Below are 4,050 nucleotides of genomic sequence, written 5' to 3' on the forward strand. Positions count from 1 at the left end.
AGACCGTGGTCGCCGTGTTCGGGTTCTGCTCGATGACCGGGATGCCGCGGGCGTTCAGCAGCTGCACGCGGCAGACGATCTCGCCCGGGTTGCCGTTCACTTCACCGGCCAGGTCGACGACCGAGTCCATGGCGTGACCGAAGCGGATCGCGTCCGGACCCTCTTCGCGGTTGATGTTGTTCATCTCGCCGTGAACGTAGGACAGGGTCCAGTTCACGTTGTCGACGAAGGCGACGCGGTCCCAGTTGCCTTCCAGCGCGGCCACCCAGCGGGTGATCTCGCGGTTGTTGGTCTGGTTGCGCTCGATGCCGAAGCCGCGGTGGTCGGCGATCGGCGCGAACTGGGCCGGGTTGGCGACCGTGCCGTCAGCGTTGACGGTAGCCGCGTTGTAGCGGACGAAGGTGTTGTTCTGGATGGCCGTGGCGACATTGGCCGGCAGGAAGGCGTTGTCGGTGCGGGTCGAGAACTGCGAGGTGCCCGCGATCAGGCCCGGCCCGGTGAAGCTGCCGCTGTTGATGCCGCCGCCGAAGGTGAAGTCGCCGATGTAGATGTCCCAGAAGGACTTCTGGCCGACGTCGAAGGTGTCTTCGGTGGTGTATTTGCCTTCGGCGTAGAACTCGATGTTGTCCGAGATCTGGAAGGTCAGGCCGGCCTGGTAGCGCTCCGACTCCTGGAAGGGAGCGCGCGACCGCTGCTGGAAGGCCGTCAGGTTCTGGACCTCGCCATCGCCGCCGATGTTGAACGGGCGGTTGGCGCCGGTGACGCCGATGCGCTGGCCGAAGTTGGCCAGGCGGGCGGTCGGGCCGTCATACCAGTAGGTGTAGGCCGGATCGACGGCGAAACAGTTCGACGAGGTCGACAGGCCGGGGCAGTTGGCGAACGGCACGTCCGGATCGCTGAGACGGCTCGGCCGCTGCATGTTGGCCAGGGTGGTCGAACCCCACGTCGGGCGGTCCAGGCGGCGGGCGCCGTAGAACTGCGCCACGTCGAGGAAGCCGTCGTTGACCGGGCCGATCGCCTGGTTGGTCGGGTCGGCGTCGATGCCGAGGACGATGCTGCCGTCGCGCAGCCAGTTGAGGTGCTCGGAGTAGACCTCCTCGGTCCGCTCATACTCGCCGTGGGCGTAGACGTTCAGGCGGTCGTCCAGCAGGTTGGCGCCGGCCAGAACCGAGATGCGGCGGGTGTCCGCGGCGCCGCCCTGGACCAGCTGGCCGTAGTTGGCGTCGATCTCGAGACCCTCGAAGTCCTTGCGCAGGATGTAGTTCAGCACGCCCGAGACGGCGTCGGCGCCGTACACCGACGAGGCGCCGCCGGTGATGATCTCGATGTTCTCGATCAGCAGGCGGGGGATGGTCGAAACGTCGACCTGCAGCGTGCCGGCCTGCGAGCCGATGTGGCGGCGGCCGTCGATCAGGGTCAGGGTGCGGTTCGAACCCAGCGAGCGCAGGTTGGCGAACTCGAGGCCGCCGTCGTTCAGGTTGGAGCCGGTGGTGTCCGACGGAACCAGCGAGTTCGACAGGGCCGGGATGGTGGCCAGATAGTCGATCACGGTCGCCTGGCCGGTGCTCAGCAGGTCTTCGCGCTGAACCTGGATCAGCGGGGTCGGGGAGTTGACCGGGTCACGACGGATACGCGAACCGGTGACGACGACCTCTTCAATCTCGGTCGCCTCCTGGCCTTGCTGGCCCTGGACGTTGACGCCGGGCAGCTGGCTTTCCTGAGCCAGGGCCGGAGCGGCGGCGGCCATGACGCCCGCGAGGATCGTCGTGCCGAAGAGAAACTTGCGCTTGAGAAGCATGTGATGGGGCCCCAACCGGTGATGAATGCAAGATGCTTCGCCCGTCTTCCGACGGACTCTGCTTCGAATTGGCACGCTAGCAGTAAAGCCCGCCGCGGCAAGGGATTGTGGCCGTTCGGCGGCCAATCGAGGCCGGGTCTGTAACAATCTGGACACACTGCCGCCACGCGGATGAGACGCGGCCAGAGCGGGGTTCCGGGGCCGTCGCCCCTTGGCTTTGTTACAGATTTTCTCGCAACCAGCCGGCCGCCCGCGCCACAATTCCGCCCCGGTGCATCCGGGGGGCGTCAGCTGCGGTAATCTGACGCGACATGAGCTTCCGCGCCGAGACAGCCTCGCGCGGACCGTAGGCGGCGCGCAGCAGAACTCCGGCCGCCGAACAGAAGGCCGGGCCCGAGGCGGCGTCGGCTAGGTGCGGCGCCCGCTGGGGCTTGCCCAGCCTCACCGGCCTGTCGAACACCCGCACCGCAAGCTCGCGCACCCCGTTCAGCTGGCTGGCCCCGCCGGTCAGCACGAGGCCCGCGCCCGGCTCCAGCCCGACCCCCGCGTTGCGCAGCCGGTCGCGCAGCAGCTCCAGCGTCTCCTCGACGCGCGGGGCGATCACCGTCTTCAGCATGGCGCGCGGCACCACCACCGGGCCGGCGGACGGATCCTCGCCGCGCGGCGGAGCCTCCAGCATCTCGCGGTCCTCATTGGCCGAGGCCATGGCCGAGCCGTGCAGCGTCTTCAGCCGCTCGGCCCCGGCGCGCGAGGTCGACAGGCCGCGCGCGATGTCGGCCGTGACGTGGTCGCCGCCGACATTGAGGCTTTCGATGTGCAGCAGCGAGCGTCCGCCCCAGACCGCGGCCGAGGTCGCGCCGCCGCCCATGTCGATGCAGACGCAGCCAAGATCCATCTCGTCGTCTTCCAGCGCCGCCAGCGACGAGGCCACCGGCGCGGCCACCACGCCCTGCAGGTCCAGATGCGCCAGTTCGAGGCAGTGGCTCAGGGCGGTGAAGGCGCTCTCGGCCATCGACACCACCAGCAGGTCCAGCCCCAGCGAATGCCCCTTCATCGCGCGCGGATCGTGCACCCCCCTCGCCCCGTCGACCGACCAGGCGATCGGCAACACATGGATCGGGCGGCGATTGGGCAGGCGGATCTGGGCCAGGGCCATGGCGATGGCGCGCGCCAGATCGGCGTCGCCGACCGGATTGGCGCCCAGCGACACACGGGCCTGCACCCGGTGGCTGGCCATCTGGCCGATGGCGGTGGTCACCACCACGCCCGAGACCGGCGAGCCGGCGGCTCGCTCGGCCCGTTCGACGGCGTGGCCGATGGCCTGGGCCGCCTCGTCCATGTTGACGATGCCGCCGCCGCGAATGCCGCGCGACTGGACGTGACCCGCCCCCGCCACCCGGATGGTGCGGTCGGCGTGGCGCACGCCGTCGGGCTTCATGATGAAACAGCCGACCTTGGATTGGCCGAGGTCCAGCGCCGCCACGACCGGCGCGCGCCCCGCGGCGGATTTTCCGCCATCCACAGACTTGTCCACAACGCGTCCAGCCATACCGGGTCCTGCCTAGGCGTCGCCGGCGGAGGGCCGGACGGCGACCTCCGAGGGCGTCCTGAGATCGATGCGGGCGAACCCGAGTTCCAGCAGCCGCTCGCGCTGGTCCAGCGCGTCCAGCTGGATCAGGGCCGCGTCCTGATCGGCGGCCGGCAGCTGGATCAGGCTGCCGTCTTTGAGACGAAGGTCCCAGCGGCGCTCGTCGACGCGCACCAGCGCCTCCAGACGAGCCATCAGACGGGGACGCTGGGCGATCAGCGGCAGCACCTCGGCGGCGGCCTGTTCGGCGCCCTTGCCGACGACCAGCGGCAGGTTCGGATAGCGGCCGGCGTCGGCGCCGCGGATCACCTGCCCGTGGCTGTCGATGACCATATTGCGCCCGCCGGCCTGCCAGATGGCCAGCCGGTCGTGCTCGACGACGTGGACGATCAGGGTGTTGGGCAGCAGGCGGACGATCCGCGCCTCCTTGACCCAGCCGACGCCCTCGACCCGCTCGCGCACGGCGTCGAGGTCGATCGAGGTCATGGCCTGGTCGGCGTTCAGCTGCACGGCGCGCTGGATGGCGGCGGTCGCCTCGGCGGACTCGCCCTCGATGAAGACCTTCTCCAGCTTCAGCCCCATGCCGACGGCCAGGCCGGCGATGTTGATCAGGGTCGTTCCGGGATGCTTCTTCATGTTCCTGAAGGCGGTCTTGAGATAATTT

The 4,050-nt window shown here is 69.2% G+C and carries 3 protein-coding genes; all 3 read right to left on the reverse strand.

Annotated elements, in window-relative coordinates; genetic code table 11:
• Positions 1-1,798 (reverse strand): Plug domain-containing protein (locus RDU12_RS13450; protein WP_308685114.1); only part of this gene is annotated, 1,798 nt, incomplete at its 3' end.
• A gap of 220 nt (positions 1,799-2,018) precedes the next feature.
• A complete protein-coding gene (gene ftsA, locus RDU12_RS13455) occupies positions 2,019-3,347 on the reverse strand; it encodes a cell division protein FtsA (RefSeq protein ID WP_308685116.1) in 1,329 nt (442 codons plus the stop codon).
• A 12-nt stretch (positions 3,348-3,359) separates the two neighbouring features.
• On the reverse strand, positions 3,360-4,050 hold a 691-nt coding region (locus tag RDU12_RS13460), incomplete at its 5' end, for a cell division protein FtsQ/DivIB (RefSeq protein ID WP_308685118.1).

Origin of the sequence: Brevundimonas sp. (assembly GCF_031082345.1) — a bacterium.
In the GTDB taxonomy this organism is placed as follows: domain Bacteria; phylum Pseudomonadota; class Alphaproteobacteria; order Caulobacterales; family Caulobacteraceae; genus Brevundimonas.